Raw genomic sequence first — 23678 nt, forward strand, 5'->3', positions numbered from 1 at the left:
GCCACTCGCCCTCCCCGTCGACCGACGGTCTGCGTGCGACCCTTCGGTCGAGACCGCTTCCTCGCCCAGAAAGGACATCGGCTGTGACCTCGACGATGCATGCGCTCGTACTCCGCGAGCACGGGGACCTCGACACCCTGCGCCTCGAGGAGGACTACCCCCGGCCCCACCTGGTCCCGGGACACGTCGTCGTCCGGGTGACTGCCAGCTCCTTCAACTACCACGACATCTTCACCGTCAACGGGATGCCCGGCATCACCCTGCCGCTGCCGGTCGTCATCGGGCTCGACGTCGTCGGGGTGGTCGAGGAGGTCGCCGACGACGTCACCGGGTGGCGGCCGGGCGCCCGGGTGCTCGTCCACCCGCTCGACCACGAGGGCAAGCTCATGGGCGAGCAGCGCGACGGTGGCATGGCCGAGTACTGCCTCGTCGACGCCCGCCAGCTCATCACCGTCCCCGACGGCGTCACCGACGTCCAGGCCGCCGCCCTGCCCGTCGCGTACGGCACCGCCCACCGCATGATCGTGGGCAAGGGCGCGATCCACGCCGGTGACAAGGTGCTCGTGCTCGGCGCCTCCGGCGGCGTCGGGACGGCGTCGGTGATCCTGGCCAAGAAGCTGGGCGCCCACGTCATCGCCGCCGCGGGCAGCGAGGAGAAGGCCCAGCGGCTGCTGGAGATCGGCGCGGACGAGGTGCTCAACTACCGCGAGGTCGACTTCTACCAGTGGGTCAAGGAGCACCACGGCAAGCCGAGCCGCTGGAGCGACGCGACCGGCGTCGACGTCGTCGTCAACTTCACCGGCGGGGACACCTGGCACCCCACGCTGCGCAGCACCAAGCTCGGCGGGCGGATCCTCGTGTGCGGGGCGACCGCCGGGTTCGACCCGGTCGAGGACCTGCGCTACATCTGGTCCTTCGAGCTGCAGGTGATCGGCTCCAACGGCTTCGCCACCGAGGACTTCGAGTCCCTGCTCGGCATGATCGCGGCGGGTGAGCTCGACCCGTCCGTCACCGACGTGCTGCCCCTGTCCCGGGCCGTCGAGGGGCTACGCAAGGTCCGCGACCGCGAGGTGCTCGGCAAGATCGTCGTCACCCCGGGGAGCGGCGAGTGATCACCGCCGAGGAGCTCGAGGAGCGCCTGCTCGCCGCGCCGTTCCACCGGTGGCTCGGGCTGCGGGTGCTGTCCGTGTCCCCCGAGGAGCTGCGCCTGGGCGCCACGTGGCGCCCGGAGTGGGAGAACGGCACCACCGAGCGGGTCACCCACGGCGGCATCCTCGCCACCCTGCTCGACCTGGCCGCCGACTGGGCGCTGGTCGCGTCGCTCGGCGACCCCGCGCCGACCATCGACTTCACCACCCACTTCCTGCGGGCCGCGCCGCCCGGGGACCTCGTCGTCGTCGCCCGGCCGGTCAAGCTCGGCCGCTCGCTCACGGTGGCCGAGGCCGAGGTGCTGAGCGAGGCCGGCAAGCAGATCGCCGTCGGGCGCGGGACCTACGCCACCTTCGCGCCGAGCGTGACGGGACCGGCGTCGTGAGCCGCAACCAGGGCGACCGGATCGCGGCCGACCGCCCCGACACCCCCGCGCTCATCGGGGTCACCGCGCAGGGCAGCACCACCCTGACCTACGGGCAGCTCGAGGCCGCGGTGCAGTCCCGCGCAGCCCAGCTCGCTGCCCTCGTCCGCCCGGGACAGACCGTCGGGCTGCTCGGACTCAACTCCCCCGAGTGGCTCGTCGCCTTCTACGCGATCCAGCGCGCCGGGGCCGTGCCGGTACCGGTGAGCCACAAGATGCCCGTGGAGACGCTGGGCCACGTGCTGCGGGACGCCGCGGTCGAGCTCGTCCTCGCCGACGAGCAGACGCGGGCCCTCGTCCCGTCCACCGGGGCGGCCCTGCTGGACCTCGGGACCCCCGCGCCCGCGGCGTCGTTCACCAGCGTGGTGCCCGAGCCGCACGACCCGGCGATGATCCTCTACACCTCCGGCTCCACCGGGCGCCCCAAGGGGGTCGTGCTCTCCCAGGCGAGCCACCTGTGGGTCATCGACCAGACCGCACGCACCGTGCCTCCGGGCAGCACGCGGGTGCTCATCTCCGCGCCGCTGTACCACATGAACGCGCTGACGAACTCGCAGCGGTCGCTGGCATCAGGGGCCACCATCGTCCTGCTCCCCGGCTTCCGGCCGGACGTCTTCGTCGACGCGATCGTCGAGCACGGCGTCACCGAGCTCAGCGGCGTCCCCCCGATGTTCGCGATGCTCCTCCAGCGGCCCGAGCTGCTCGAGGGCCGCGACCTGTCCTCGGTCCGCGGGATCTACATGGGCTCGGCCCCCGCCGCGCCGGCGCTCTTCGACCAGCTGCGCACCGTCTTCCCGAACGCGGAGATCCTTTTCGGCTACGGCACGACCGAGTCCGGGCCGGTCGTCTTCGCCCCGCACGCCGACGGTCTGCCGACACCCGACGGCTCGGTGGGCGTCGCCAACCCCGCCGTCGAGCTGCGTCTCGTCGACGCCGCCGGTCGGCCGGTCGAGCGCCACGGGGTGCTGGAGATCCGCAACCCCGCCCTGCTCAGCGGCTACCACAACCGGCCGGACGTGCCTGTGCCCGTCACCGCCGACGGCTTCCACCACACCAAGGACGTCTTCCGCGTGGACGAGCACGGGTTCTACTTCTTCGCGGGCCGCGAGGACGACATGTTCACCTCCGGTGGCGAGAACGTCTACCCGCGCTCGGTCGAGCAGGTGCTCGAGGCGCACCCCGCCGTCGACCAGGCCGTCGTCGTGCCCGTGCCCGACGACGTCAAGGGCGCCAAACCGGTCGCCTTCGTCACCCTGCGCCCGGGTCACCGGGCCGACGAGCAGGAGCTCAAGGCGCACGCGCTGGACCACCTCGAGCCCTATGCCCACCCGCGGCGGGTGTGGGTCGTCGCCGAGATCCCGCTCTCGAGCACGAACAAGGCCGACCGTGCCGAGCTCACCGAGCGCGCCGCCGGCCTCCTGGAGGGGCCGTGACCGCCCTGACCGCCCAGCGCCGCGGGTCGCGCGTGCGCTCGGTGGTGCTGCCGGCCGCCGTCGTCGTCGGGCTGCTCGTGCTCGCCCAGCTGCTCACGGTCACCGACGTCCTGCCGCGCAGCTACGCGCCGCCGCCCACCGAGGTGCTCGCCTCCCTGGGGCGGATGCTCGCCGGTGCCGCTGTGTGGGCCGACATCGGCAGCACGCTCGTCGGCTGGGCGGCCTCGCTGGGCATCGCGGTCGCGCTCGGCACGGTCGTGGGGCTGCTGCTCGGCAGCGTGCGCTGGGTGCAGTGGCTGCTCACGCCCGTCGTCGAGTTCCTCCGCCCGATCCCGTCGATCGCGCTCATCCCGCTCGTCATCCTCACCATCGGGGGCGGGCGCGACGGCGAGGTCTTCCTGGCCGCCTACGCGGCGGTGTGGCAGATGCTCGTCGCGGCGATCTACGCCACCGCGTCGGTCGACCCGGTGGCCCGGGACACCGCACGGGCCTTCGGCTTCACCCGCATCCAGACCATCCGGTGGGTCACCCTGCCCGCGATGCTCCCCGGCCTGGTGACCGGGGTGCGGATCGCCTCGGCGACCGCGCTGATCATCACCGTGACCAGCGAGATCATCCTCGGCGTCCCTGGGCTCGGCTCGGGGCTCAACCTCGCGCGCAACGCCGGCGACCTCACCCGGATGTACGCCTACATCGCCGTCATCGGCGTCGTCGGCCTGGCCATCAACACCGTCTTCACCGCCGCCACCCGCCGCCTCCTCTGGCAGGGAGGCCGCCGATGAGCCGCCGCACCTTGACCGGCCTGCTCGGAGCCGTGCTCGCCCTCGCCGTGTGGTGGGTGACGTCGGCCGGCTCGACCAACCCCTTCTACCCGCCGCTGCCGCGGGTGCTGGAGAGCCTCGTCGAGTACTGGCTCGGCGGGGCAGGCACCGAGCACCTCCTCGACAGCGTCCGCAACCTCGGCGTCGGCCTGGGGGTCGCCGTCGCCCTCGGGATCGGCCTGGGCATGCTCATCGGCCAGGTCCGGGTGCTGGACCAGGCGGTCTCCCCGACCTTCGAGTTCGTCCGGGCCATCCCCGCCACCGCGCTGCTGCCGTTCGCGATGGTGCTCTTCGGGCTCGGCACGTCGATGAAGATCTTCATCATCGCCCTCGGCTGCTTCTTCCCGATCCTGCTCAACGTCATCGACGGCTGCCGTCAGCTCCCCCCCACGCTGCTCGACACGACTCGCAGCTTCGGGATCACCGGGTGGTTCCGGCAGCTCAACGTCGTCGCCCCGGCGATCTACCCGCGCGCCGCGGCCGGGATCCGCATCGCTATCCCGCTGGCCCTCATCCTCGTCGTCACGAGCGAGATGACGGGGAGCAACACCGGCATCGGCTTCGTCCTGTACACCGCCCAGAGCTCCTTCAACCTCGTGGCCGTGTGGGCGGCGATCCTCCTCCTCGGGATCCTCGGCCTGCTGCTCAACCTGCTGTTCGGCGTCTTCGAGCGCCTCACCGACCGCCGCTACCACCGAGCGTGAGATGACACCTTCACCGATCCTTCGAGTCGACCGCCTCGCCCGGGACTACGGGTCCTTCCGAGCGCTGGACGACATCACCTTCGACGTCGCCGAGGGCGAGTTCTTCACCATCGTCGGTCCCTCCGGGGCGGGCAAGACGACGCTGCTGCGCTGCCTCGCCGGCCTCCTCGAGCCCACGTCGGGCAGCATCGAGTACAAGGGCCGGGTGGTGAGCGGCGTGCCGCGCGAGTTTGCCGTCGTCCTCCAGGACTACTCCCGCTCGCTGCTGCCGTGGTTCTCCGTGGAGAAGAACGTCGCCCTCCCGCTCCGCGCCCACGGCGTGGCCAAGCCCGACATCGCCGCGCGGACCACGCAGGCCCTGGCCGACGTCGGGCTGGAGAGCGCCGCCCGCAAGCACCCCGGTGAGCTGTCCGGCGGCATGCAGCAGCGCGTGGCGATCGCCCGCGCCATCGCCTACCGGCCCGAGGTGCTCGTCATGGACGAGCCCTTCGCCTCGGTCGACGCGCAGACCCGGGCGGACCTCGAGGACCTCGTCCTGAAGCTGCGTGAGGAGTTCGGGATGACGGTCGTCTTCGTCACACACGACGTCGACGAGTCCGTCTACCTCAGCGACCGCGTCGCGGTCGTGTCCAAGTCGCCGAGCCGCATCACCAAGGTCGTCGACATCGACCTGCCCCGGGGGCGCGACCAGATCGCCACCAAGGAGCTCACCCGCTTCAGCCGGCTGCGCTCGGAGGTCTTCGCCGAGATCCGCAACCGCGTGCGCGACGTCGATGCGACCGAGCCCACCAACCCCGAGTACGTCATCTGACGGAGGACCCCATGAGAGCACGCACCACCACCATCGCCCTGGCCGCCTGCGCCACCCTGCTGCTGGCCGCCTGCGGCGGAGGCGGGGACGAGCTGGCGGCCGGCGACGACGGCCTGACCCCGCTCACCGTCATGCAGATCCCGACGATGGACGCCGGTCCCCTGCACCTCGGCGTCGAGGAGGGCTTCTTCGAGGAGGAGGGCCTGGACGTCGAGGTCCAGATCGCCGAGTCCGGCGCGGCGATCGTCCCGTCGGTCGTCAACCAGGAGAGCCCCATCGGCTACGCGAACGCGGTGAGCGACCTTCAGGCCATCGACCAGGGGCTGGACGTCAAGTTCGTCGCCAACTGCTGCGGCGTCGGCTCGGACCCCGAGGCGGACACCTCTCGCATCTACGTGCTGCCCGACAGCGAGATCACCGACATCGACGGCCTCGCCGACGCGAACATCGCGGTGAACTCGGTGAACAACCTCGGCGACCTCACCATCAAGGCGGCGCTGGAGAACAACGGCGTGGACACCTCAGAGATCGAGTTCACCCCGATGAACTACTCCGACATGCCCGCCGCCCTCGAACGCGGGGACGTCGACGCGATCTGGTCGGTCGAGCCGCACAAGGCGATCTCCGACAGCCACGGCTTCGAGCCGCTCATCTCCAACTTCGTCGAGTCCTTCCCCGACACGACGATCGGCTACTACATCACCAGCGGCGCCTTCGCCGAGTCCAACCCGGAGGTCGTCGCCGCGTTCCAGCGCGCGATGAGCCGGAGCAACGAGTTCGCCACGGAGAACCCGGACCGGGTGCGCGAGGTCATCGTCGAGGAGCTCGAGCTCGACCCCGAGCTCGTCGAGCAGACCAACCTCCACGTCTTCGCCCCGGGCCTGGACGAGGAGAGCATCGAGGTGATCGGCGAGGCCGCCGTTGAGTACGGGATGATCAGCGAGGAGCCGGACTACGAGGAGATCGTCATCAGCCCCGGTGAGTGACCGGGTTGACGGTGAGCTCGGGGACCTCGACGTCGTCGGGGGCCCCGAGCACGCTGCACACGGCCGCCGCGACGCTCGCCGGGCTCATCGCGGTGGCCGGGTCGAAGTCACGGCCGGCCCGCGCGTGGATCCGGTGCTGCATGCCGGTGTCGGTCCGGCCGGGGAAGACCGAGGTCACCCGCACGGCCGGCTCCTCCAGGCGCAGCGTGTCGGCGTACGCACGCAGCGCGGCCTTCGACGCCGCGTAGGCGCCCCACCCCGGGAAGCTGCGCAGCGCCGCGGTCGAGTTGACGAACACCACCTGACCGCCGCGGCGGCGCAGGCCGGGCAGCAGGACGCGGGTGAGCTCGACAGGCCCGGCGAGGTTGGCGGCCAGCACGCCGGCGAGCAGGCCCGGATCGAGCTCGGCGGCCGCCGCCACCCCCTCGACGCCGGCGCAGTGGACCACCGCGTCCACCTCGGTCCCGGCGACGCGCTCGGCGATCGAGGCGGTGTCCGCGAGGTCGAGGAGCAGCACCTGCGCCGCCGGCACCTCGGCGCCCAGCCGCTCGACGTCCTCGGCGCGCCGGACGGTGAGGACGAGGTCGTGGTCGGCCAGGGCGGCGGCGACGGCACGTCCGATGCCGCGGGCGGCACCGGTGACGAGGACGCGGCGGGCAGGTTCAGGAGCCATCGATGACCAGACTACGCACCACCGAAGGAGCGCCATGACGATCCCCGCCACCCTCGACCACCTGCTGTGGGCCGTGCCCGACCTCGCCGCCGGCGTGGCCCGCCTCGCGGAGCTCACCGGGGTGACGGCCGTGCCCGGTGGCTCGCACCCCGGCCTCGGCACGGCCAACCACCTCCTCGCACTCCGCGTGCCGGGCAGCACCGGCCCGCGCCGCACCTACCTCGAGGTCATCGGCCCGGACCCGGCGCAGGACCTGCCCGCGGATCAAGTGAGCCTGGGCGTCGGCCATGTCACGGAGCCGTCGCTTCACACCTGGGCGGTGCGCCCGGACGACCTCGACGAGACGGTGCGCCTGGCCGCGGCCGCCGGGGTCGACGTCGGCGAGGTCCGCAGCACCGAGCGCACGACCCCTGACGGCCGGCTGCTGCGCTGGCGGATGACGGCCGGCCAGGGCGGCGTCCAGCCCTTCCTCATCGACTGGCGCGACACCCCGCACCCGGCCCAGGCGGAGCTGCCCGAGCTCAGGCTGCTCGACCTCTCCGTCACGGCGACGGACGTCGCGGCGACCGGACGGACGCTCGCGGCCCTCGGCGCACCGCTGACGGTGACCGCCGGTGACCGCGACGCGCTGCGCGCCGTGCTGCTGACCCCGCGAGGCGAGGTCGTGCTCGAGACCGCGTGACGGGCCCTCGGAGCGCCGCGCCACCGTGCCGAGCAGTCACCGGCGCTCGGGATGCGGCCGCCCCGCCCGCGTCCCACCCTGGAGGTGTCCACACACGCGAACTCTGGAGGACACCATGGCCGGAACCGTGGCAGAGAGCATGACGCCGAACCCGACGACGATCGAGGCGAACCGCAGTGTCCGGGACGCCGCGGAGATCCTCGCCTCCGGTGACGTCGGCGCGGTCGTCGTCGTCGACGACGGCCAGGTGGTCGGGATCGTCACCGACCGCGACATCGTCGTGCGCGTCATCGCCGCCGGCGGCTCGCCCGAGGACCCGGTGCGCCAGGCCTGCAGCCAGGACCTGGTGACCACGACGCCCGACGCCGACACCGCAGAGGCCGTACGGCTCATGCGGGAGCGCGCCGTCCGCCGCATCCCCGTCCTGCAGGCCGGCAGCCTCGTGGGGATCCTGTCGATCGGTGACCTCGCGATCGACCGCGACCCGTCCTCGGCACTGGCCGACATCTCCGCCGAGGAGCCGAACACCTGACGTTCAGGCGCGGCGGGCGCCGTCCTCGAGCTCGACGACGGTGCCCGCCCGGACGGCCTCCAGGGCGGCAGCCACCCGGCGGCCGAGCTCGGCGCCCGTCAGCGCGGTGACGTCCGCGGGCGCCACCCACCGGGAGTCGGCCAGCTCGTCCGGCGGCAGCCGCAGCCCGGTACCCGCGAGCACGACACGGCCGTCGTAGACGAGCATGATCCCCTCGGTGAGGTCCGGCCGGGGACCGATCCACTCGAGGACGAGGAGCGGCCCGACGGGCAGGTCGCGACCGAGCTCCTCGCGCAGCTCCCGCGCGCGCACTCCGCGGGGTGACTCGTCCCGCTCCACGGCTCCTCCCGGCAGTAGCCATCCCGACTCGTACGTCGGCCGGATGAGGAGCAAACACCCGCCGTCGTCGCGGACGATCGCGTGGGCGGCCACCCGCATGCGAGGCGTTTCGTCCCCGTGGACCGCGGTGTCCCCGGGCTCGGCCGCGCGGCGGTAGCGCGCACCGCTGTGGTCCCCGGTGAGGAGGCCCTCGCCGACCGGGGCCCAGCGCACGGTGGCCGAGTCGTAGAGCCCCTCCGCGCACAGCGCGTCGACCCGTGCCTCGGTGTACGAGCGACCCGGCGAGAAGGTCTGCGCGACCACCGCGAGCTGTACAGACTACAGCTAGCGCGTCACCTTCCCGGTGAGCGCGGCGACTGGCTGGGTGAACACGGGCTTGGCCACCACCCAGGCCCCCACCATGAGGACGAGCGAGACCGCGAAGAAGACCAGGCCAAGCCAGCCGCCGTCGTCGCGCGCCGCGTACATGTGGTTGAGGTTGGCGACGGCGTCGGTGGCCAGCACCAGCGTGACGTGCACGACCGTGAAGGCCACGAAGTAAACCATGAGCGGGAAGTGCAGCGCCCGCGCGAGGCTCATCGGGACCACCCGGCCCACCGCGCCCTTCGGCCAGGCCGGCGACATGCGCAGCCCGGTGACCAGGGCGAGCGGCGCGGCGACGAAGACGGTGACGAAGTAGGCGAGCACCTGCAGCGCGTTGTAGGTGACCCAGCTGTCGTGCACCGGCCAGTCCAGTGAGGCGTACTGGATCGCGACGGACAGCGCGTGGGGGAAGACGTCCCAGCTCGTGGGCACGATCCGCGCCCAGTGCCCGGTGGCGAGGATGAGGACGAGGAAGACGACGCCGTTGAGCGTCCACAGGACGTCGACGGCCAGGTGCAGCCACAGGTTGAGGCTGATCCGGGCCGGCTTGCCCTTCGTCCGCAGCCGGCCGGTGTTGCGGCGCTGCCAGTGCCCCTTGGGGCGCTGCGTCGTGCGGACCAGCCAGCCGCTGCGGACGATGAAGACGAGGAAGAACGCGTTGAGGACGTGCTGCCAGCCCAGCCAGGCCGGCAGGCCGACCGGCGTGGTCTCCGGCAGCTCGCTCGTCCCCGGGTAGTCGGCGATGAAGCCGGCGACGGCTGGCTGCTCGCGGGCCCACCGCGCGAGGAGCACCACCAGGACGAGGGCCACGAGCGCGGCCGGCACCATCCAGGCGAGCTGCCTGCTGCGTGTCGCACTCTTCTTCGTCTGGGCCGACATGCCTCACCCACTTCTTCCAGCCGACGGGGACGGGCGCTGACGCCCGGGCCACAGCCTACGTGTGCGGGTGATTGACCGGCGTCATGGTCCGGCCGGGCCGCTCTCCGTAGCGTCCGGAGCAGTGGCAGCTGCCGCACGGACGGAGGAGAAGAGAGATGAACCAGATGCAGGCGTGGCTCAGCGGCAGGTGGGCGGTCCCGGCGGTCAGCGGTGCGCTGATCGTCGCGTCGTTCGCCGTGGGCTCGGAGTCGTGGGGCGACGTCCTCATGGTGGCCGCGGCCGTCGTGGCGGGCTGGCAGATCGTGCTCACGGCGGTCCGCGCGCTCATGGCCAAGGTCATCGGCATCGACCTGCTCGTCGCGGTCGCGGCGATCGGCGCGGTCGTCATCGGTGAGTACTGGGAGGCGGCAGCGGTGACGTTCCTCTTCGCCATCGGGCACGCGCTGGAGAACGCCACCCTCACCAGGACGCGGTCCGCGCTGGCGGAGCTGGTGGCCGTGGCCCCGGACGTCGCCGTCGTCCTGCGCGACGGCGAGCAGACCGAGGTGCCCGCGGCCGCCGTCGTAGCCGGTGAGACCGTGCTGGTGAAGAACGGTGCGAAGGTGCCCGTCGACGGCGTCGTCATCGGCGGGAACGGCGCACTCGACGAGGCCTCCATCACCGGCGAGTCGATCCCCGTGGAGAAGTCCGACGGCGACCAGGTCTTCGCCGGCACCGTCTCCCGCGGCGGCTTCCTCCAGGTGGAGGCGACCGGTGTGGGCGCCGACACCACCCTGGCCCGGATCATCCACCGGGTCGAGGAGGCGCAGGACGCCAAGGCGAGGACGCAGGCCTTCATGGACCGCTTCTCCGCCTGGTACACCCCGGCGATCATCGTCCTGGCGGTCGCCGTCGGCCTCGTCACCGGTGACGTCGTCCTCGCGCTCACGCTGCTCGTCATCGGGTGCCCCGGGGCGCTGGTCATCTCCATCCCGGTGGCGGTCGTCGCCGGCATCGGCCGCGGCGCCAAGGACGGCATCCTCGTCAAGGGCGGGGAGTTCCTCGAGACCTCCGCCCGCATCAGCGCCGTCGCACTCGACAAGACGGGCACCCTCACCGAGGGACGGCCCCGGCTGACCGACGTCGTCGTGCTCGACGACGGCCTCGACCGCGCTGCCGTGCTGTCCTGGGCCGCGCGTGCCGAGGCCGGCTCCGAGCACCCGCTCGCCCGCCCCGTGATCTCCGCCGCCCGGGACGAGGGCCTGTCGGTCGCCGGCCTGCCCGAGACCACCGAGCCGGTGCCCGGCAAGGGCATCGTCGCCACCCTGGACGGTCACCGGGTGGCCGTCGGCAACCTCGCCCTGATCGCGGCCGAGGGCATCACCGACGACGACGGCGCGGCGGCCGTCGTCGACGCGCTCGCCTCCGCGGGACGCACCCCCGTGGTCGTCGCCCTGGACGGGCGGGTCGTCGGGGTGGTGGCGGTCGCCGACCGGGTCCGGGTCGACGCACCGGAGATGGTCCGCCGGCTGCACGCGGCGGGCGTGCGGAAGGTCCTCATGCTCACCGGTGACACGGAGCGGGTCGCCCGAGCCGTCGCGGCTCAGGTGGGGGTGGACGAGGTCCGTGCCGGGCTGCTGCCCGAGGACAAGCTCGCCGCCATCGCCGAGCTCCAGCGGGAGGGGCACACCGTGGCCATGGTCGGCGACGGCGTGAACGACGCCCCCGCCCTGGCGACCGCCGACATCGGCGTGGCGATGGGCGCGGCCGGCACCGGCGTGGCGATCGAGACGGCCGACATCGCGCTCATGAGGGACGACCTGCTCACGCTGCCCCAGGCGCTGCTCCTGGCCCGCCGCACCGTGGGGGTCATGCGCCAGAACATCGTGATCGCGCTGGCGACCGTTGCCCTCCTGCTCGCCGGCGTGCTCCTGGGTGGTGTCACCATGGCCGTCGGGATGCTCGTCCACGAGGTCTCGGTGCTCGTCGTCATCGCAAACGCCATGCGGCTGCTGCGCCGCCGCAGCCGCCCGGCCCCGCCGGTGGCGACACAGCCCGCGCCCACCCAGCCCGCCCCGGTCCAGGCCTGACAGCCCAGCTCCGCAGAGAATCGAGGAACGACATGTCCAAGGTCTACGTCTTCACCCAGTTCGGCGGTCCCGAGCACCAGGAGCTCCAGGACCGGCCCGTGCCGCAGCCGCGCGCCGGTGAGCTGCTCCTCGAGGTGCGCGCGGCCGGGGTCAACCCGGCCGACGCTAAGGTCCGCGCCGGCCTCTTCGGGACCGGCCGCCGGCTGCCCGTGGGGATGGGCCTGGAGGCGGCCGGTGTCGTGGCAGCGGTCGGCGACGGCGTGGAGGGCTTCGCGGTCGGGGACGCCGTCCTCGCCGGGGTGCCGAACGGCAACGGCGGCTTCGCCGAGCACACCATCGTCCGCGCCGTCGAGGCGGTGACCAAGCCGGAGGAGGTCTCCTTCACCGACGCCGCCACCCTTCCGGTGGCGGGCACGACCGCCTACGACCTCACCCACCACGTCGACCTCGACGCCGGCCAGACGATGCTCGTGCTCGGCGCCGGCGGCGGGGTCGGGCTGATGGCCGCGCAGATCGGCGCGGTCCACCAGCTCCGCACCATCGGTGTCGCGAGCGAGGCCAAGCGCGAGCTCGTCGAGTCCACCGGGGCGGTCTTCGTGCCCTCGGGCGACGGCTTCGCCGACCGCGTCCGCGTCCTCGCCCCCGACGGCGTGGACCTCGTCGTCGACCTCGTCGGCGGTGAGGTGCTGCGCCAGGCTGCTCCCCTCGCCACCGAACCGGGACGGGTGGTGTCGGCCGCCGACCCCGCCGTCGTCGAGCTCGGGGGCGGGATGCGCCGGCACGACCCGGAGGCGCTGAGCAAGATCACCGGCGTCGTCCAGCACGGCCTGCTCGACCCGCACGTCACCGCCACCTACCCGCTCGAACGGGCCGGCGAGGCGCTGGCCGCCGTCGAGACCGGCCACGCGGCGGGGAAGGTCGTCGTCGAGGTCGGCTGACGAGCGAGCCGACCCTCAGTCCTGTCCCGACGCACGAGTCGGCGGGACGTCGACCCCTGAGTCGGCGCGGTGACCTGCGACATAGCATCCCTAAAGGGACATGTGACCCTGCCGTGACGCTATACTGACGCTCATCCCGCCGCACCGGCGCTCCCGGCCCCTGCCGAGACGATCGCCGTTGATGCGCGACCACTGGTAGCTGCGGTCGACTCCGCACACCTACCGGACCCCACCGCGCTGCGGTTCGAGCACGCCCCCGCTCACCGCGCGCACCTGAGAACAGAGAGGCGGTTGCCGTGCACCGACGTCCCCGAGTGCTGGCCGGGTTCGACCCGACGTTCGTGGTGGAGGACCGCGGTCGGCCCGACGCCCACGAGGTCAAGTACACCGTGGACGCCGTCGGCAACGAGCTGCTCCTCTACCGCGACACGACCTCCCGACGCCAGCGCGCCCGCGACCGGGTCTCGATGCTCAGCAGTCGCGCCGTCTCGGCCCTCCCCCGCCGCCTGGGCGCCGCCCTGGCGCGCGTCGCCGACCGGGCTCAGCGACTGAGCCGTCGTGCGCCTGCCCAGCCGGGCCGGCTGACCCGTCGTGTCGTGGAGTACGACCACGCGAGGGAGGAGGATGTCCGGCGCGCACACGTCCTGGCGGTCCTCCGCAGCGCCGGCGTCCGTGCGACCGTCATGCCCGCCGGTGCCGGCAGACCGGCTGCCGTCGTCGTCCGCCGCGGCGACCGCTCCCGCGCGTGCGCGGCCCTGGCCGCCGGCCTGGACCGGACGTGGCGGACGGTACCGCTCGACTCCCACCGGGCCCAGGCCCGTCCCCGGAGGGTGAGCGCTGCACGGCTTCGGTGGTCGGCGGCCCACCGCGACGGGATCCGCCTCTTCCGGACGGTTCCGGGGCCGGCCCGTTCGCTCGTCGGCCGGGAGGTGGGCGTCGACGTCGAGGTCTGGCCGGAGGTGCTCCCGACCGCGACGGGCCCGGGCGAGCTTCCCTCGGAGACCGACGGAACCCTCGTCGCGCCACGCCGCCAGGCGTGGACCACCCACCTGACCTCCGCGCAGTGGCTGGACGCGGACGCGCGCGGTTCCGTCGAGACCGGCGGGCTCCCGCACCTGTTCGACGTCACCGGGCCGATCGACGCCGTCTACACGTGGGTCGACGGCGAGGACGCGGAGTGGAACGCCCGCCGGCTGGCCGCCCTCGGCGTGCCGGCTGCCCAGCGCACCGCGGAGGCGACGCACAGCGCGCGGTTCCGGTCCCACGACGAGCTGCGCTACTCCCTGCGCTCGCTGGAGATGTTCGCTCCCTGGGTGCGGCGCGTCCACATCGTCCTCGCCGGGCAGGTGCCGGAGTGGCTGGACACCGACCACCCGCGGCTGCGCGTCGTGGACCACCGCGAGATCTTCACCGACCCGGGCGTGCTGCCCGTGTTCAACTCCCACGCCATCGAGTCCCAGCTCCACCACATCCCCGAGCTCGCCGAGCAGTACCTCTACCTCAACGACGACGTCTTCTTCGGCCGCCCCGTGGCACCGAGCCTGTTCTTCCACGGCAACGGGCTGGCGAGGTTCTTCACGTCCTCGGCGCTCATGGACGCCGGTGACCACCGGCCGCACGATGCTCCGGTGACGAGCGCGGCCAAGAACAACCGCGCCGTCATCGGCGAGGTCTTCGGGCGGCGGGTGACCCACCTGTTCCAGCACACCCCGCACCCGCAGCTGCGCTCGGTGCTGGAGCACATGGAGCAGACGCACGCCGAGCTGTTCGCCCGGGTGGCGGCCTCGCCCTTCCGCCACCCGGACGACGTGTCCATCAGCTCGGCCCTGCACCACTACTACGCGTACGGGATGGGCAAGGCGGTGCCCGGACGCCTCGCCTACCTCTACCTCGACCTCGCACACCCGCGCGCCGCGACCCGGCTGAGGACGCTGCTGCGTCGCCGCGAGCTCGACGTCTTCTGCCTCAACGACTCCCCCGCCGTCGGCGAACAAGGACGCGGGGAGCTGCTCCACGACTTCCTCGAGCGGTACTACCCGCTGGCGAGCTCCTTCGAGCTGCCGGCCGGCGGCACCCCCGAGGTGCCGGCCGGGCTACCGGTCACGACGACGCGCGCCGCCTAGGCCGTCAGCCGCGGGCGGAGCTCGGCGGCGAAGAAGTCGAGGAAGGCGTCGGGGTCCGGTCCCACGTTCATCGTCACGACGTGGTCGTACCCCGCGTCGGTGAACTGCCCGATGGTGGCGAGGTGCCGCTCGACGTCGGGCCCGCACGCGAACTGCTCGCGGACGTCCTCCTCGCGGACGGTCGCGGACGCGGCGTCGAAGTTCACCGGGTTGGGCAGCTCGGCCATGACCTTCCATCCGGTCACCGCCCACCGTGCCTTGTCGAGCGCCTCGCTCACCGCCTCCTCCTCGGTGGCCGCGTAGGCCAGCGGTGCCTCGGCGTACAGCGGACCCGAGCCGCCGGCCCCGGTGAACTCCTCGATGAGGGACGGGTCGGGGTCGGTGGTGAACAGGGCGTCCCCGAGCTCCCCTGCCAGGCGGGCGGCCTGCGGCCCGCCGCCGGCGACGGCGATGCGCGGCAGCTCGTCGGGGAGGTCGAAGACACGGGCGTCGCGCAGCTGCAGGTGCCGGCCCTCGTAGCTCTGGTAGCCGCCCTGCCACAGCAGCCGGATGATCTCCAGCGCCTCACGGAGCATGTCCTGCCGCACGCTCGCCGACGGCCACGGCTGCCCGACGACGTGCTCGTTGAGCTGCTCGCCCGAGCCCACACCGAGGGTGAAGCGCCCGTCGGAGACGAGCGCCATGGTCGCGGCCGCCTGCGCGATGATCGCCGGGTGGTACCGGATGGTGGGGCAGGTGACACCGGTGACCAGGCCGATCCGCTCGGTGCGGGCGGCGATGGCCCCGAGGACCGACCAGGCGAACGGGCTGTGGCCCTGGTTGTCGAGCCAGGGGTGGAAGTGGTCGCTGATCTCGACGAAGTCGTACCCGACCTCCTCGGCGCGGACCGCCTGGCGGATGAGCTCCTGCGGTCCGAAGGCCTCGGCCGCGAGCTTGTACCCGAGCTTCATGTCTCTCTCCTTCGTGCTGGTCGTCAGAGTCCGGCCGCCTGGCGCACCAGGCGTGCCGCGGCGTGCTCGTCGTCGGTGTCCACCACCGGGACGTCGTCCTCCAGGTGCATCTCGATGCCGGGGTTGTGGACGGCCGAGCCGTCGGCGAGGAAGAAGTGCGGGCTGCCCTCGACGGCGTCCCGGTTGGCGCGGTAGTCGCGCATCATCTGACCACGTGCCCGGCCGTCGTCGAGCGCGTCGCGGAGCGAGTCGGCGTCCACGGAGGGGCACGCGGCGGCGACGTCGAGGATCTCGTGCAGCATGCTGATCGTGCGGCTCTCCGCGAAGAACGCACGCCGCAGCGCGAGGTCGAGCTCCTCGGAGGCAGCGAGCCCCTGCGCCTTCGCGGCATGGACCGCCTCGTTGGCGAGGAGCGAGGTCACCGGCCACTCCGCGGGGTCGCCCGCCCACTGCTGCCAGCCGACCTCGGGGGCGAGCTCGGCGAAGACGGGGATCTCGCCCTCCACGAAGGTCTTCGGCAGCGGGAACCGGTTGACGTCCTCGAGGAGGAAGAGGCGGTGGTCGACCCGGACCGCGTCATCCAGGCCCGCGTCGGCGCGCGCGGCGTAGAAGCGGTGCAGGGCCAGGGTCGCCCAGCCGCACGCGACGTCGGAGTAAAGCACGATCGTCCCGGGCTCCACGTGGATGGCCATGTCACGTCCTTCCGTCGGGTCGCCTCCGAGTCTCACCCGGCCGCGCCCGCCCGGCATCTCACGACGACGGCGTCAGCCCACCGAGCCACCCGCGGACCGCGTCGCCGACCGCGGCCTGGTCCTTCCTCAGGCTGTGGTCACCGTCGACGACGACGGCGTCAGCCCACCGAGCCACGCGCGGACCGCGTCGCCGACCGCGGCCTGATCCTTCTTCAGGCTGTGGTCACCGTCGACGACGACGACCGTCCTCCCCAGCGCGGCCGGTGGCATGCCGAAGGCGTCGCGCTGCCCCTGGACGACGAGCGTCGGGACGTCGACGTCCTCGAGCTCCGGCAGGCGGCTGGGCCGGTCCGCCTTGCCGGGCGGCTGGAGCGGGAAGGCCAGGCACAGCACGCCCACGGCGCCGAGCACCCGCGCCGTGCGGCACGCCACCCGTGCCCCGGACGAGCGACCGCCGACCACGAGCGGAAGGCCGGCGAACGGCCCCGCGAGCAGGTGGAGGGCGACGTCGGTCCACGCGGCGTCGAGCTGCCTGGCCGGTGCGGGCGCGCGCCGGCCGGCGACCCGGTAGGGCTGCTCGACGAGGGCGACGCTCCACCCGGACGCGCGCGCGACGTCGCTCGTGGTGCGCAGGTCCGGTGCCTCGACCCCGCCGCCGGCGCCGTGGCCGAGCATGAGCAGCCCTCGGTGGTCCTCGACCGCTCGCAGGTGCACCCGCGCCGCCCCGTGGGCCGTGCGGATCTCGACGACGTCCGGCTGGCTGTCCACGCCACGATCGTACGGTCGGTCAGGGTGCGCCGTCGTCGGGCCGGGGGATGTCGCGACTGATCCGGAACTCCCGCAACGGACGGTTGGCGACGGCGACGACGACGATCCCCACCAGGCACAGCAGCCCACCGGACGTCGCCGCGAACGCCGCGCTCGTCGCGCCCGCGACCAGGCCCGCGCGGAAGTTGCCGACCTCCGGGCCGGCCACCCCGATGACGTGCTCGACCGACGTGACCCGGCCCCGGTGGCTGTCCGGCGTGGCGAGCTGCACGGCCGCGCCGCGCGAGACGACGGACACGGTGTCCGCGGCACCGGCGACGGCCAGGGCCGTGAGCGCCAGCCACAGCGGCCCGACGAGCCCGAAGACGGCGAGCGCCGCACCCCACAGCCCGGCCGCCCACAGCTGGAGCCGGCCGGGACGGTCCGAGCGGGTGACCATGCCGGAGCCGAGGCCGGCCACCATGCCACCGACGGCCACGGCGCTGAGGAACAGCCCGAGGGTCTCGGGGTCCCCGCCGAAGCGCTGCTCGTTGATCATCGGGAACAGGGCGATCGGCATGGCCAGCAGGGTGGCGATGAGGTCGGTGACGTACAGGCCGCCCAGCACGGGCTGCCCGGCGATGAAGCGCATGCCGTCGACGACGGCCCGCGGCCCGCGGCCGCTGGCCGGTCCGGTGGGCGGCATCGCCGGCAGCCGGACGACGGCGTACAGCGCGGCGAGGAACGCGACGGCCTGGACGACGTAGGGCGGGGTCAGCCCCCACCGCCCGAGGACGACGCCGGCGAGGGCCGGACCGGCGAGCATGGCGACCTGGAAGCTGAGGTGCTGGATCGCGATCCCGGCGGCGACGAGCTCACGGCCGAGGAGGCGGACCGGGAACGTGCGCTGGGCCGGTGCGCCGAGCGCGCCGAACGCGGCCTGGGTGGACACGAGCAGGAGCAGGACCGCGAGCGAGTCGACCGCCGCGAGGGCCTGGGCCGCCAGCCCGAGGGCGGTGAGCACCTGCGCCGTCATCGTCCAGCGGACGAGGCCGCGGCGGTCGACGGCGTCGGCGAGGACCCCGCCGACGAGGCCGAACACGACGAGCGGGACCGCCCGGGCGAGCCCGACCGCGCCGGTCCACACCGGGCTGTGCGTCATCTCCCACACCTGGAACAGCACCGCGACGGTCGCGACCTGGCCACCGAGGGCGGACAGCGAGGTACCGACCCACAGCCGCCGGAACGCCGGGCTCACGCGCAGGGGCCGGACGTCGAGCAGGCGGTGCCTCACCGCGTCACGGTAGCCCGGCGGCGGTCCGCCCTGACAACCCCGGGCACCTCGGGGAGACTGGCCCTCATGCGAACCGCGGAGCAGATCACCGACGTCGTCACCCACCACGGCGAGGGCCCGGTGTGGTCACTGGACTGGGGCGGTCTGCGTTTCGTCGACATGCTGGCCGGCGGGGTCCTCACCCTGCGGGACGACGGTGACGTCGACCGCATCGACGTCGGCCGGGTCGCTGCCATGGTGCGCCCGCGGAGCCGGGGCGGGTACGTCGTCGCCACGGAGAACGGCATCGGCCTCGCCGACGACGTCACCGGTCGCCCCACCCACGCGATCCGGCTCACCGAGGACGACGCCGTCCGCATGAACGAGGGCAGCGCCGCCCCCGACGGCAGCCTGTACGTCGGCTCGATGGCCTGGGACGGGAGCCCCGACGGCGGGACGCTGTACCGCATCACACCCGACGGCGAGACGGAGGTCGCCATCCGCCCGGTGAGCGTCTCCAACGGGCTCGGCTTCTCCCCCGACCACGCCACGGCCTACTACGTCGACAGCGGCACCGGGCGCATCGACGTCTTCGCCGTCGACGGCGGCACGCTCCAGGACCGACGGCCCCTCGTCGCGGTGGAGGAGGGCACGCCCGACGGGCTCACGGTGGACTCCCAGGGGACGATCTGGGTGGCCGTCAACGGCGCCGGCCAGGTGCATCGCTACTCCCCCGACGGCGAGCGCCTCGAGGTGCTGCGGGTGCCCGTCCCGGACGTCACCGCGTGCACCCACGGCGGGCCCAGCCTCACCGACCTGTTCATCACCACCTCACGCCTCTCCCACGGGGGCGACGCGCCCCCGGCTGCCGGGGCGCTCTTCGTCGCGGCCGTGGACGTCCCCGGCCTGCCGGTGCTGCCCTTCGCGGGATAGCACGGACAGGCGCTGGGAGGCGGCGGCTCAGCGGGGCGGGAGCTCCGGGGGCAGACCGAACGCGGCGAAGAGCTCGGGGGCGAAGAACGCGGTGACACGCGCGACGCCGTCCTCGGTGGCGGTCACGTGCTGCAGCTGGAACGCGCGGTGCACGCCGTCCTCCTCGCGCATGTAGAGCGCGGCCACCGGGTCGCCGTTCGCCGAGGTGGGGACCATGCGCATGTCGCCCGCTCGCTGAGCCGGGCACCAGGTGCTGATGAGCGCGCCGACCTCCTCGGGGCCCTGGTACCAGCCGGGAAAGGGGGGCATCTCCCAGACGACGTCGGCCGCCAGCAGATCGACGATCGCGGGGACGTCATAGGCCTCGAAGGCGGCCATGTAGGCCTTGAGCAGCCGGCGGTGGCGGTCGTCGTCGGGCAGCCGGGGCGGGACGTCGGGATCGACCGCGGCCAGCCGGCCGCGTGCCCGCTGCAACGTCGAGTTCACGCCGGCCACCGTCATGTCCAGCGCCTCCGCGACCTCCCGCGCGCGCCACGCGAGCACGTCGCGCAGCAGCAGCACCGCGCGCTGCTGGGCGGTGAGATGCTGGAGTGCCGCGACGAAGGCCAGGCGCACGCTGTCCCGGCTCACCGCCTGGGCAGCGGGGTCCGGGGGCCCCTGGGCCCAGAGCAGGTCGTCCGGCATCGGCTCCAGCCAGGAGACCCCGACCTCGGGGCGCGGCTCGTCCCGGGCGTCGGACACCGGGGCGCCGAGCCCCGTGGGCAGAGGCCGCCGCTTGCGGCCCTCGAGGTGGGTGAGGCAGGCGTTGGTCGCGATCCGGAACACCCACGTGCGCAGCGACGAGCGGTTCTCGAAGCCGTGGAAGGCGCGCCAGGCGCGCAGGTAGGTCTCCTGGACGAGGTCCTCGGCGTCGTGCACCGAGCCCGTCATGCGGTAGCAGTGCGCGAGGATCTCCCGGCGCAGCGGTTCGAGCAGCTCGGCGATGTCTCCGGCCGTGGCCTCGGGCCGGTCCGCGAGCGCCGTCGTCGTCGACTCCATGAGCCGACCGTAGGCCGTGTCCTCGGGCCCTGTCACCCTTGTTTCCCAAGTTCCACGGGTGCCGACGAGAACGCTCACGCCGCGTCCGCCGCCCGCTCGACAGCAGCGACGTCGATCTTGACCATCTGCATCATGGCCTCCATCGCGCGCCGCGCCCGGCCGGGGTCGGGGTCCTTGAGCAGCTGGATCATCCGGGTGGGCACGATCTGCCAGGACAGTCCGTAGCGGTCGGTGAGCCAGCCGCACTGGACCTCGCGTCCGCCGGCCTCGAGCAGCCGCTCCCAGTAGTGGTCGACCTCGGCCTGGTCGGCGCACTGGACCTCCACCGAGATCGCGTCGGTGAGCGGGTGCCCGGGGCCGCCGTTGAGGGCCGTGAAGTCCCTGCCGTCGAGACGGAAGTGGACGGTGAGCGGCTCACCCTCGCGCTCGGGGTTCGACCCGCCCCAGCGGGTCACCTCGACGACCTCCGAGCGGGGGAAGACGGAGACGTAGAACTCGGCTGCCTCGAGGCCCTCGGTGTCGAACCATAGGCAGGTGGCGATGCTCGGCATGGCTGCTCCTTCCGCGGGGCCCGGGTGGCCCGCTCCCCTACCGACCCACGACGACGGCGGAACTCATCGCAGCGGCCCACGATGACTTCCGCGGCCCGTTCGGGTCGGTCAGCAGTGAGGCGGGAACAGCCGCCGTCGATCGCCCGGGTCACGGGCAGGAGAGAGGACCGACCGATGGACCGCATGATCTTCGTCAACCTGCCGGTACGCGACGTCGACGCCACCCGACGCTTCTACACGGGCGTCGGCTTCGAGGTGAACGAGACGTTCTCCGACGAGCACTGCGTCTGCGTCGTCGTCTCGCCGACGATCTACGTCATGGCGCTGGACCACAGCCGCTTCGCCGACTTCGTGAGCACCCCGATCGCCGACGCGCGGCAGGCGACCCAGGTCATCAACTGCCTGTCGATGGAGACACGGGAGGAGACCGATGCCTTCGTCGCGGCTGCGCTGGCGAACGGCGGCGCCCGGCACACCTACCCGACGCACCTCGAGGACGCGGAGGGACCCCAGGGTGAACAGATGTACGGGGCCGCCGTCACCGACCCGGACGGTCACGTGTGGGAGCTGCTCTACATGACGGAGCCCGCCGAGGCCTGACCCGTCGCGCCACATCCGTCGTGCCGGGACGCGACCTCGAGCCCCGGACCCCGGCGGACCGCGCGTCCGCGCCCTCCGCTCTCGCGTGCTGTGACGCGCCTGCGAACGTACCGTATGGGGGTATCCACTCCAGAACGCCCTCTCGGTCCGTGCTGCCGACTCGTCGAAGGAATCCCCGCGTGCCCTCCCGCCTGGTCCCACCTCCCGAGGAACGCCCCTCGGCGGTGGACGCTCACCCGCTCGGATCGTGGCACCTGTCGCAGGCCGGGGACCTCGCCGAGCTACGGGCCGGCGTGGTGGCCTCCGCCGGCGGTCCCGCGGTCCCCGAGGTCGGCGGCCCCGCAGGTCGTCTGCTCATCCTCGTCGTGAACGAGCTGGCGACGAACGGTCTCAAGTACGGGACACCTCCCCTTGCCGTCAGCCTCAGCCGGACCGGCGACGGGTGGCTCGTCGACGTCCGCGACGGGAGTGCCGACCAGCCCCCGATGCCTCGGCCACCGGCACTCGCCCGGCCCGGTGGGCACGGTCTGCGGATCGTGGCCAGCGTGAGCACGGCCTGGGGCTGGTACCGCGACGACACCGCCGCACCGGGCAAGCACGTGTGGGCCCACGTCCCCGCACGCCCGCGTGACCTGATACCTCCCCAGCAGTAGCCGGCCGACCGGCGCGGGCGACGTCAGCCGCGTCACGGGGCCCGGGAACCCCGCTGCGTCACAAGGCTCCGGGGTCCGCGTCGACCATCTCGACGCGTGAGGACAGGCCGGTGACCTCGAAGAGGAAACGCACGAGCTCGTTGGCCCCCACGACGCGCACCGGCGAGGAGCCGGCAATCGTGAAGACGAGGGTCAGGACGGAGGAGTCCATGAACGTGACGTCCTGCACGTCGAGATCGACGGGAAGCCCATGACTCAGGGCCTCCCCGCACGCCTCCTCCACCGCCGGACGACACGCAAGATCCAGCTCACCGGCCAGGGTGATGCGGACGCGCGTGCCCGAGGACAGGACGGCGGCCGTGCCTGGTGCGGACGTGTCCGATGACATCTGTCCTCCTCTGCAGCTGGGTCGACGCGGTGGTTTACACCGTAGCCGGATGAGTTTACGTCGTAAAGGCGACAGGCGGCCAGGCACGTGGCCGCCACCGAGCAGATGGGGCCGCGTCCGGCAGGACTCCTGCCGCCTCACCCCATAGCCTGAGGTGCCACATGCTCGTGAGGCGTCCGACCAGAGAGGAGTATGCGGTGGGCAGCGCACCGGAGGTTCAGCGGCGAGGCAGCCTCGACCGCGACCTCGTCGTCGCGACGGCCATCGAGCTCGTCGACGCCGAGGGGGTCAACGCGCTGAGCATGCGTCGTCTGGGGTCAGCCCTGGGCGTGGAGGCGATGGCTCTCTACCGCTACGTCAACGGCCGCGAAGACCTCCTGGAAGCGATCGTCGAGGAGGTCACCAAGCACGTCGAACGCGCCTCCGACATGGACATCGGGCCCCACGGCGGCTGGCAGGCCTACCTGCAACGGCTCGCCCACGCGGTCCGCGAGCTCGCGTTCGCCCACCCGCAGGTCTTCCCACTGGTCGCCACCCGACACCCCGCCGCACCCTGGCTGCGGCCCCCGCTTCGCAACCTCGACGTCGTGGAGGACTTTCTGGCCACCCTCACCTCGGCGGGTTTCAGCGAGGACCAGGCCGTGACCGCCTACCGCGCCTTCACCAGCTTCCTCCTCGGTCAGCTGCTCCTCACCGTGACACAGCGGGGCGCCCAGGCGACCACCGAGGAGGTCCTCGACGAGGGGCAGGTGACCGCCACCCACAGCGACGTCTCCATCGCGGACTACCCCACCATTGCGCGCCTGCAGCGCAAGCTCTCCGTCGACAGCTCCGACGAGGAGTTCGAGGTGGCCCTCGAGCAGCTGCTCAACCGCATCGACGCCGCGGTGAGCCAGTAGCACGGGACCGCGTCGGGCAGAACCGGGT

General features: G+C 72.9%; 26 protein-coding genes. 16 read left to right on the forward strand and 10 right to left on the reverse strand.

Annotated features, from left to right (window positions below; translation table 11 throughout):
* Positions 1-83: 83 nt before the first annotated feature.
* From VR894_RS09145 to VR894_RS09175, 7 genes are read left to right on the forward strand one after another with little or no spacing between them, the layout of a single operon-like run.
* Complete coding sequence (locus VR894_RS09145; RefSeq protein ID WP_324651074.1) at positions 84-1112, forward strand: quinone oxidoreductase family protein; 1029 nt, start codon at positions 84-86, stop codon at positions 1110-1112.
* On the forward strand, positions 1109-1534 hold the full coding sequence (locus VR894_RS09150; RefSeq protein ID WP_324651075.1) for a PaaI family thioesterase: 426 nt from the start codon (positions 1109-1111) through the stop codon (positions 1532-1534). Before VR894_RS09145 ends, VR894_RS09150 begins: the two co-directional genes overlap by 4 nt.
* Positions 1531-3006 (forward strand): class I adenylate-forming enzyme family protein, encoded by a 1476-nt coding sequence (locus VR894_RS09155; protein WP_324651076.1) that lies wholly within the window; start codon positions 1531-1533, stop codon positions 3004-3006. Before VR894_RS09150 ends, VR894_RS09155 begins: the two co-directional genes overlap by 4 nt.
* Positions 3003-3788, forward strand: coding sequence for an ABC transporter permease (locus VR894_RS09160; protein WP_324651077.1), 786 nt, complete (start codon positions 3003-3005; stop codon positions 3786-3788). The genes VR894_RS09155 and VR894_RS09160 overlap by 4 nt, the downstream gene beginning before the upstream one ends.
* Positions 3785-4531 carry an ABC transporter permease gene (locus VR894_RS09165; RefSeq protein WP_324651078.1) on the forward strand — a complete coding sequence of 249 codons (747 nt, stop codon included), beginning with the start codon at positions 3785-3787 and terminating at the stop codon, positions 4529-4531. The genes VR894_RS09160 and VR894_RS09165 overlap by 4 nt, the downstream gene beginning before the upstream one ends.
* Position 4532: 1 nt before the next feature.
* Positions 4533-5342, forward strand: a complete 810-nt coding sequence (locus VR894_RS09170) for an ABC transporter ATP-binding protein (RefSeq protein WP_324651079.1) — start codon at positions 4533-4535, stop codon at positions 5340-5342.
* A gap of 11 nt (positions 5343-5353) precedes the next feature.
* Entirely contained in the window at positions 5354-6328 is a 975-nt protein-coding gene (locus tag VR894_RS09175) for an ABC transporter substrate-binding protein (RefSeq protein ID WP_324651080.1), read from the forward strand.
* Here VR894_RS09175 and VR894_RS09180 read toward each other — a convergent pair.
* Entirely contained in the window at positions 6312-7001 is a 690-nt protein-coding gene (locus VR894_RS09180) for an SDR family oxidoreductase (RefSeq protein ID WP_324651081.1), read from the reverse strand. The genes VR894_RS09175 and VR894_RS09180 overlap by 17 nt on opposite strands.
* A gap of 34 nt (positions 7002-7035) precedes the next feature.
* Here VR894_RS09180 and VR894_RS09185 point away from each other — a divergent pair, with 34 nt between their 5' ends.
* Both VR894_RS09185 and VR894_RS09190 read left to right on the forward strand, forming a co-directional pair.
* On the forward strand, positions 7036-7683 hold the full coding sequence (locus VR894_RS09185) for a VOC family protein (RefSeq protein ID WP_324651082.1): 648 nt from the start codon (positions 7036-7038) through the stop codon (positions 7681-7683).
* Between the two features lie 115 nt (positions 7684-7798).
* Positions 7799-8215, forward strand: a complete 417-nt coding sequence (locus VR894_RS09190; RefSeq protein WP_324651083.1) for a CBS domain-containing protein — start codon at positions 7799-7801, stop codon at positions 8213-8215.
* A gap of 3 nt (positions 8216-8218) precedes the next feature.
* On the opposite strand, the gene VR894_RS09195 is transcribed toward VR894_RS09190, so the two are convergent.
* Positions 8219-8857: an NUDIX domain-containing protein gene (locus VR894_RS09195; protein WP_324651084.1), complete on the reverse strand. Its 639-nt coding sequence runs from the start codon at positions 8855-8857 to the stop codon at positions 8219-8221.
* Positions 8858-8878: 21 nt separating this feature from the next.
* Complete coding sequence (locus VR894_RS09200; RefSeq protein WP_324651085.1) at positions 8879-9796, reverse strand: hypothetical protein; 918 nt, start codon at positions 9794-9796, stop codon at positions 8879-8881.
* A gap of 155 nt (positions 9797-9951) precedes the next feature.
* Between VR894_RS09200 and VR894_RS09205 the strand changes: the two genes are divergently transcribed.
* From VR894_RS09205 to VR894_RS09215, 3 genes are all read left to right on the forward strand, one after another.
* Positions 9952-11865: a cation-translocating P-type ATPase gene (locus VR894_RS09205; RefSeq protein ID WP_324651086.1), complete on the forward strand. Its 1914-nt coding sequence runs from the start codon at positions 9952-9954 to the stop codon at positions 11863-11865.
* A 32-nt stretch (positions 11866-11897) separates the two neighbouring features.
* Complete coding sequence (locus tag VR894_RS09210; RefSeq protein ID WP_324651087.1) at positions 11898-12803, forward strand: NADP-dependent oxidoreductase; 906 nt, start codon at positions 11898-11900, stop codon at positions 12801-12803.
* Positions 12804-13099: 296 nt separating this feature from the next.
* On the forward strand, positions 13100-14926 hold the full coding sequence (locus VR894_RS09215; protein WP_324651088.1) for a stealth conserved region 3 domain-containing protein: 1827 nt from the start codon (positions 13100-13102) through the stop codon (positions 14924-14926).
* Here VR894_RS09215 and VR894_RS09220 read toward each other — a convergent pair.
* The 4 genes from VR894_RS09220 to VR894_RS09235 form a co-directional block, all read right to left on the reverse strand.
* Positions 14923-15876: a TIGR03557 family F420-dependent LLM class oxidoreductase gene (locus VR894_RS09220; protein ID WP_324651089.1), complete on the reverse strand. Its 954-nt coding sequence runs from the start codon at positions 15874-15876 to the stop codon at positions 14923-14925. The two genes, VR894_RS09215 and VR894_RS09220, sit on opposite strands and share 4 nt — an antisense overlap.
* Positions 15877-15899: 23 nt before the next feature.
* Positions 15900-16568, reverse strand: a complete 669-nt coding sequence (locus tag VR894_RS09225; RefSeq protein WP_324651090.1) for a DsbA family oxidoreductase — start codon at positions 16566-16568, stop codon at positions 15900-15902.
* Between the two features lie 126 nt (positions 16569-16694).
* Complete coding sequence (locus VR894_RS09230; RefSeq protein WP_324651091.1) at positions 16695-17336, reverse strand: alpha/beta family hydrolase; 642 nt, start codon at positions 17334-17336, stop codon at positions 16695-16697.
* Positions 17337-17355: 19 nt separating this feature from the next.
* Positions 17356-18609, reverse strand: coding sequence for an MFS transporter (locus tag VR894_RS09235; protein ID WP_324651092.1), 1254 nt, complete (start codon positions 18607-18609; stop codon positions 17356-17358).
* Positions 18610-18675: 66 nt separating this feature from the next.
* Between VR894_RS09235 and VR894_RS09240 the strand changes: the two genes are divergently transcribed.
* Positions 18676-19521, forward strand: coding sequence for an SMP-30/gluconolactonase/LRE family protein (locus VR894_RS09240; protein ID WP_324651093.1), 846 nt, complete (start codon positions 18676-18678; stop codon positions 19519-19521).
* 27 nt (positions 19522-19548) lie between these two features.
* On the opposite strand, the gene VR894_RS09245 is transcribed toward VR894_RS09240, so the two are convergent.
* Positions 19549-20559 (reverse strand): sigma-70 family RNA polymerase sigma factor, encoded by a 1011-nt coding sequence (locus VR894_RS09245; protein WP_324651094.1) that lies wholly within the window; start codon positions 20557-20559, stop codon positions 19549-19551.
* A gap of 74 nt (positions 20560-20633) precedes the next feature.
* Positions 20634-21110: a VOC family protein gene (locus VR894_RS09250; protein WP_324651095.1), complete on the reverse strand. Its 477-nt coding sequence runs from the start codon at positions 21108-21110 to the stop codon at positions 20634-20636.
* Positions 21111-21284: 174 nt separating this feature from the next.
* Here VR894_RS09250 and VR894_RS09255 point away from each other — a divergent pair, with 174 nt between their 5' ends.
* Both VR894_RS09255 and VR894_RS09260 read left to right on the forward strand, forming a co-directional pair.
* A complete protein-coding gene (locus VR894_RS09255; RefSeq protein WP_324651096.1) occupies positions 21285-21710 on the forward strand; it encodes a VOC family protein in 426 nt (141 codons plus the stop codon).
* 179 nt (positions 21711-21889) lie between these two features.
* Positions 21890-22363 (forward strand): ATP-binding protein, encoded by a 474-nt coding sequence (locus VR894_RS09260; protein WP_324651097.1) that lies wholly within the window; start codon positions 21890-21892, stop codon positions 22361-22363.
* A gap of 58 nt (positions 22364-22421) precedes the next feature.
* Here VR894_RS09260 and VR894_RS09265 read toward each other — a convergent pair whose 3' ends face one another.
* A complete protein-coding gene (locus VR894_RS09265; RefSeq protein WP_324651098.1) occupies positions 22422-22751 on the reverse strand; it encodes an STAS domain-containing protein in 330 nt (109 codons plus the stop codon).
* A gap of 197 nt (positions 22752-22948) precedes the next feature.
* Between VR894_RS09265 and VR894_RS09270 the strand changes: the two genes are divergently transcribed.
* Positions 22949-23650, forward strand: a complete 702-nt coding sequence (locus VR894_RS09270; RefSeq protein ID WP_324651099.1) for a TetR/AcrR family transcriptional regulator C-terminal domain-containing protein — start codon at positions 22949-22951, stop codon at positions 23648-23650.
* The last annotated feature ends 28 nt before the right edge of the window (positions 23651-23678 follow it).

The sequence above is a fragment of the Georgenia sp. H159 genome (genome assembly GCF_035607575.1).
Classification (GTDB): Bacteria; Actinomycetota; Actinomycetes; order Actinomycetales; family Actinomycetaceae; genus Oceanitalea.

Coding starts and splice junctions, on each gene's coding strand:
- VR894_RS09165 (WP_324651078.1), top strand. CDS start 3,785: ATGAGCCGCCGCACCTTGACCGGCCTGCTCGGAGCCGTGCTCGCCCTC.
- VR894_RS09170 (WP_324651079.1), top strand. CDS start 4,533: ATGACACCTTCACCGATCCTTCGAGTCGACCGCCTCGCCCGGGACTAC.
- VR894_RS09175 (WP_324651080.1), top strand. CDS start 5,354: ATGAGAGCACGCACCACCACCATCGCCCTGGCCGCCTGCGCCACCCTG.
- VR894_RS09180 (WP_324651081.1), bottom strand. CDS start 7,001: ATGGCTCCTGAACCTGCCCGCCGCGTCCTCGTCACCGGTGCCGCCCGC.
- VR894_RS09185 (WP_324651082.1), top strand. CDS start 7,036: ATGACGATCCCCGCCACCCTCGACCACCTGCTGTGGGCCGTGCCCGAC.
- VR894_RS09190 (WP_324651083.1), top strand. CDS start 7,799: ATGGCCGGAACCGTGGCAGAGAGCATGACGCCGAACCCGACGACGATC.
- VR894_RS09200 (WP_324651085.1), bottom strand. CDS start 9,796: ATGTCGGCCCAGACGAAGAAGAGTGCGACACGCAGCAGGCAGCTCGCC.
- VR894_RS09205 (WP_324651086.1), top strand. CDS start 9,952: ATGAACCAGATGCAGGCGTGGCTCAGCGGCAGGTGGGCGGTCCCGGCG.
- VR894_RS09210 (WP_324651087.1), top strand. CDS start 11,898: ATGTCCAAGGTCTACGTCTTCACCCAGTTCGGCGGTCCCGAGCACCAG.
- VR894_RS09220 (WP_324651089.1), bottom strand. CDS start 15,876: ATGAAGCTCGGGTACAAGCTCGCGGCCGAGGCCTTCGGACCGCAGGAG.
- VR894_RS09225 (WP_324651090.1), bottom strand. CDS start 16,568: ATGGCCATCCACGTGGAGCCCGGGACGATCGTGCTTTACTCCGACGTC.
- VR894_RS09240 (WP_324651093.1), top strand. CDS start 18,676: ATGCGAACCGCGGAGCAGATCACCGACGTCGTCACCCACCACGGCGAG.
- VR894_RS09245 (WP_324651094.1), bottom strand. CDS start 20,559: ATGGAGTCGACGACGACGGCGCTCGCGGACCGGCCCGAGGCCACGGCC.
- VR894_RS09250 (WP_324651095.1), bottom strand. CDS start 21,110: ATGCCGAGCATCGCCACCTGCCTATGGTTCGACACCGAGGGCCTCGAG.
- VR894_RS09255 (WP_324651096.1), top strand. CDS start 21,285: ATGGACCGCATGATCTTCGTCAACCTGCCGGTACGCGACGTCGACGCC.
- VR894_RS09265 (WP_324651098.1), bottom strand. CDS start 22,751: ATGTCATCGGACACGTCCGCACCAGGCACGGCCGCCGTCCTGTCCTCG.